A 3,960-nucleotide genomic window follows, 5' to 3' on the forward strand; every position below is an offset into this window, starting at 1 on the left:
GGAGCCCGGCCGGGAGGTGCCCCCGCCTCGGCCTCGCGATGCACGCACCCCGACGCCGCACCCCGACGCCGCGCCCCGACGCCGCGCCCCGACGCCGCGCCCCGACGCCGCGCCCTGATCCGACAGGACCCACCGGACACGCCCCGGGCCCGGCCGGTGCCACCGCCGAGGGGCGGGTCGGCGGGTCGGCGGGCGTCGGTACGATCCCTGTATGGGTGGTGCGCGGGAAGAGGCCTGGGACGCCGAGGCGGCGGAGCGGGCGGTGGCGGTGCTGAAGGCGGTGGCGGACCCGTCGCGGTACCGGCTGCTGTGGGCGCTGAGCCGCCGGGAGCTGCCGGTGAGCGAGCTGGCCGAACTGCTGGGGGCGCACGTGTCGGCGACCTCGCAGCACCTGGCGAAGCTGCGCGCGGCCGGGCTGGTGGTGGCGCGCCGGGAGGGGACGCGGATCTTCTACCGGGCCACCGAGGTGCGCGGGCTGCTCACCGAGGCCGCGCTGATCGCCCACGACCTGCCCGCCCGCCGCGGCGGCGGCGACGACGGCGCCGCCCCGGCCGGTGCCACCGCGCCGCAGCCCTTCGCCCGCGCGGCCCGCGCGGTGCGCCGCCGCCCGGCGACCGGCTGAGCCCTCCCCGGCCCTCCGCAGTGCCTCGCCCGGCGTCGGGCCGGGCCGGTCAGCGGCCCGGCGCCGCCAGCCGGTACTCCTGCCGGTCGGCGTCGTACGCGAAGAGCCCCGCGTAGCGGCCCCAGTCGGTGGCGGTCTCCAACTGCCGGTCGGTCTGTTCGCCGGTGTAGTGGCGGCCGAGCAGGTCGCGCAGGAAGCCGGTGCGGACGGTGGCGCCGGGCCGGCCGCCGAGGCTGTTGGCGATCAGCTTGATCAGTGGGACCTCCAGGGCGGCGGCGGCGAAGACGGCGCGGGCCTCCTGGGCGTCGGCCCCGGTGTAGGCGGCGCCCGTCGCGGTGAGCAGCAGGTCGTCGCCGTGGACCTCGGCGAAGCCCAGCAGGTCGAGGGCGTCGACCTGGGGGAGCAGGTCGTCGATGTCCAGGCCGAGTTCGTCGGCGAGGCCGGCCAGGTCGCAGCTCCCGCCCCGGTGGGCGATCGTCTCGGCGAGACCGGAGAGGCCGTCCACGCCGGCGCTGGGCAGCGGGGTGGCGGCGACGGTGCGCCGTTCGGGGTCGGGTTCGGTGCGGCCGGACGGGCGGGTGTCCTTGGGCCGGCCGGTCATGATCCGGTACACCCGGTCCACCAGCTCGTCGAAGGCGGCCGAGTCGCGGTCGCGCGGCCGCTCCAGGGCGACCTCCACGGTCTCCCGGATCGTCCCGTACGGGCGGGCGCCGAGGACCACGATGCGGTCGGCCATGAGAACGGCCTCCTCGATGTTGTGGGTGACCAGGACGACGGCCCGGGTGGGGAACTGGCCGGACTCCCACAGCTCCATCAGCTCGCCGCGCAGGTTCTCGGCGGTGAGCACGTCGAGGGCGGAGAACGGCTCGTCCATCATCAGCACGTCCGGTTCGACGACCAGCGCCCGGGCGAAGCCGACCCGCTGGCGCATGCCGCCGGAGAGCTCCTTGGGGTAGGCGGAGGCGAAGCCGGTCAGGCCGATCAGGTCGATGGCCTGGTCGGCGGCCCGGGCGCGTTCCCGGGGCGGGACACCGCGGGCCTCCAGGCCGAGTTCGACGTTCTGCCGCACGGACAGCCAGGGCAGCAGCGCGAAGGTCTGGAAGACCAGCGCGGTGCCGGGGTTGGCGCCGGTGAGCGGGGTGCCGCGGTAGCGGACGGTGCCGGAGCTGGGCGGGACCAGGCCGGCCAGGCAGCGCAGCAGGGTGGACTTGCCGGAGCCCGAACGTCCGAGTACGGCGACGACCTCGCCGGCCCGGACGGTGAGGTCGATGCCGGAGAGCACCGGCAGTTCGCCGGCGGCCCCGGCGTAGGACTTGGTCAGACCGGCGGTCTCCAGCAGCGCCTCCCCGTCCCCGTCCTCGTGGGGGGCGGGTGCGGGTGCGGGCGCGGGTGCGGGTGCGGGCGCGGGCTCGGCGGCACGGTTGCGGAACGGGAAGCGCATCGGCGGACTCCGGACTACAGCGAGTAGCGGCGCTCGGCCAGCCGGTACAGCCGGCGCCAGAGCAGACGGTTGAGGGCGACGACGTACAGGCTCATCACCGCGACCCCGGCGAGCAGGTGCGGGTGGTCGCCGCGCTCGGCGGCCCGGGCGATGTACGCGCCGAGGCCGGTCGCGGTCAGCGTGGTGGAGCCGAAGGTGACCACCTCGGCGACGATGGAGGCGTTCCAGGCGCCGCCGGAGGCGGTGATGCCGCCGGTGACGTACGCCGGGAAGACGCCGGGCAGGATCAGCCGCCGCCAGCGCTGCCACCCGCGTACGCCGAGGTCGTCCATGGCCTCGCGCAGGTCGGCGGGGACGGCCATGGCACCGGCGATGGCGTTGAACAGGATGTACCACTGGGAGCCGAGGGCCATCAGCAGGATGCCGCCGAGGTCGATCGACACCCCGGTGCGCAGCAGCAGCCAGACCACCAGCGGGAAGAGGAAGTTGGCGGGGAAGCCGGCCAGCACCTGGACGACGGGCTGGGCGATCCTGGTCAGCCGGGGCGAGAAGCCGATCTTCACGCCGATCGGCACCCAGACCGCGGTGGCCACCGCGACCAGCACCACCACCCGGGCGAGGGTGGCGAGCCCGAGCAGCAGCGGCTCGCCGAAGACGCCGAGGCCGGTGCGGTCGGCCAGGTAGCGGCCGAGGTCGACGAGGCCCCACAGCACGATGCCGCCCGCGACGAGGGCGAAGGCCACGTCCCCGGCCCGCCGCCGGCCGGGGTGGACGGCCGGCGGGCGGTCGGCGGTGCCGAACACCCGCCCGGCCCGGTTCAGGGCCCGTCCGGCGGGGCGCAGCGCGCGGCCGAGCGCGGCGGGCAGCCGGGAGCGGCGCAGCAGGTCCAGCACGACCGAGCGCTGCACCTCGGTGGCCTCGGACTGCTCGTTCTTGAAGCGTTCGGCCCAGGCGGTGAGCGGCCGCCAGAACAGGAAGTTCACGCCGACCACCAGTACCACCATGGTGGCGATGGCCCAGCCGACCCGGCCGAGGTCCCCGGCGGCGATGGCCGCGCCCGCGTACGAGCCGACCCCGGGCAGCGCGTACCGCCGGCCGTCCACGGTGATCGCCTCGGAGGCGACCAGGAAGAACCAGCCGCCGCCGAAGCCGAGCATGCCGTTCCAGACCAGGCCGATCATGCCCGAGGGCAGCTCGACCTTCCAGAACCGCGTCCACCGGCTGACCCCGAAGGAGCGGGACAGCTCGTCGAGTTCGCGGGGCAGCGAGACCAGCGCCTGGTAGAAGGCGAAGGTCATGTTCCACGCCTGGGAGGTGAAGACGGCGAACACGGCGGCGCATTCGAGGCCGAGCACCGAGCCGGGGAAGAGGGCGAGGAAACCGGAGACCGCGAGGCTCAGGAAGGCGAGCACCGGCACCGACTGGAGGATGTCCAGCGCCGGGATCAGCACCCGTTCCAGCCGGCGGCTGCGGGCGGCCGCATAGGCGTAGCAGAAGGTGAAGACGATCGAGAGGGCGAGCGCGGCGAACATCCGCAGCAGCGAGCGCGCCGCGTCGTACGGCAGCCGGGCCGGGTCGGTGTCGACGGCCGCGTCCCGGGTGGTGGAGAAGCGGACGGGGCCGCCCTGGCCGAGCCGCAGCACGAGGTAGAGCAGGACCAGGACGGCGGCCGCGACGACCAGGTCCGTCCAGACCCGCCCGCCGAGCCGGTGCGCGGTCCGGGTGGGCAGTGAGCCCGGGGACAGGCCCGGCAGCGAGCCCCGGGACACACCCGGCAGCGGGCTCCGGGACCGGCCCGGGGCGGGCTTCGTCAGGGTCATGGCGGTACCTCCGGGGCAAACCCGGGCAGTCTGCTCCCTCGGGACGTCCGTACGCAAACCCGCCCCGCCCCCGCGGG

At 75.7% G+C, this 3,960-nt stretch carries 3 protein-coding genes; 1 reads left to right on the forward strand and 2 read right to left on the reverse strand.

The window, feature by feature from the left end; genetic code table 11:
* The first annotated feature begins 211 nt into the window (after nt 1-211).
* Nucleotides 212-622, forward strand: coding sequence for an ArsR/SmtB family transcription factor (locus ACIQOV_RS31320; RefSeq protein WP_401054025.1), 411 nt, complete (start codon nt 212-214; stop codon nt 620-622).
* A gap of 49 nt (nt 623-671) precedes the next feature.
* Here ACIQOV_RS31320 and ACIQOV_RS31325 read toward each other — a convergent pair whose 3' ends face one another.
* Together ACIQOV_RS31325 and ACIQOV_RS31330 are read right to left on the reverse strand one after the other, a co-directional pair.
* Complete coding sequence (locus ACIQOV_RS31325) at nt 672-2,063, reverse strand: nitrate/sulfonate/bicarbonate ABC transporter ATP-binding protein (RefSeq protein WP_401054027.1); 1,392 nt, start codon at nt 2,061-2,063, stop codon at nt 672-674.
* Between the two features lie 14 nt (nt 2,064-2,077).
* Nucleotides 2,078-3,883 carry an ABC transporter permease gene (locus ACIQOV_RS31330; protein WP_401054028.1) on the reverse strand — a complete coding sequence of 602 codons (1,806 nt, stop codon included), beginning with the start codon at nt 3,881-3,883 and terminating at the stop codon, nt 2,078-2,080.
* Between the last annotated feature and the right edge of the window lie 77 nt (nt 3,884-3,960).

This window comes from Kitasatospora sp. NPDC091257 (assembly GCF_044757675.1).
Lineage (GTDB): Bacteria > Actinomycetota > Actinomycetes > Streptomycetales > Streptomycetaceae > Kitasatospora > Kitasatospora lactacystinica.

Bases quoted from the DNA above. Each gene is read 5' to 3' on its own strand.
- ACIQOV_RS31320 (WP_401054025.1), top strand. From the start codon at position 212: ATGGGTGGTGCGCGGGAAGAGGCCTGGGACGCCGAGGCGGCGGAGCGG.
- ACIQOV_RS31325 (WP_401054027.1), bottom strand. From the start codon at position 2,063: ATGCGCTTCCCGTTCCGCAACCGTGCCGCCGAGCCCGCGCCCGCACCC.
- ACIQOV_RS31330 (WP_401054028.1), bottom strand. From the start codon at position 3,883: ATGACCCTGACGAAGCCCGCCCCGGGCCGGTCCCGGAGCCCGCTGCCG.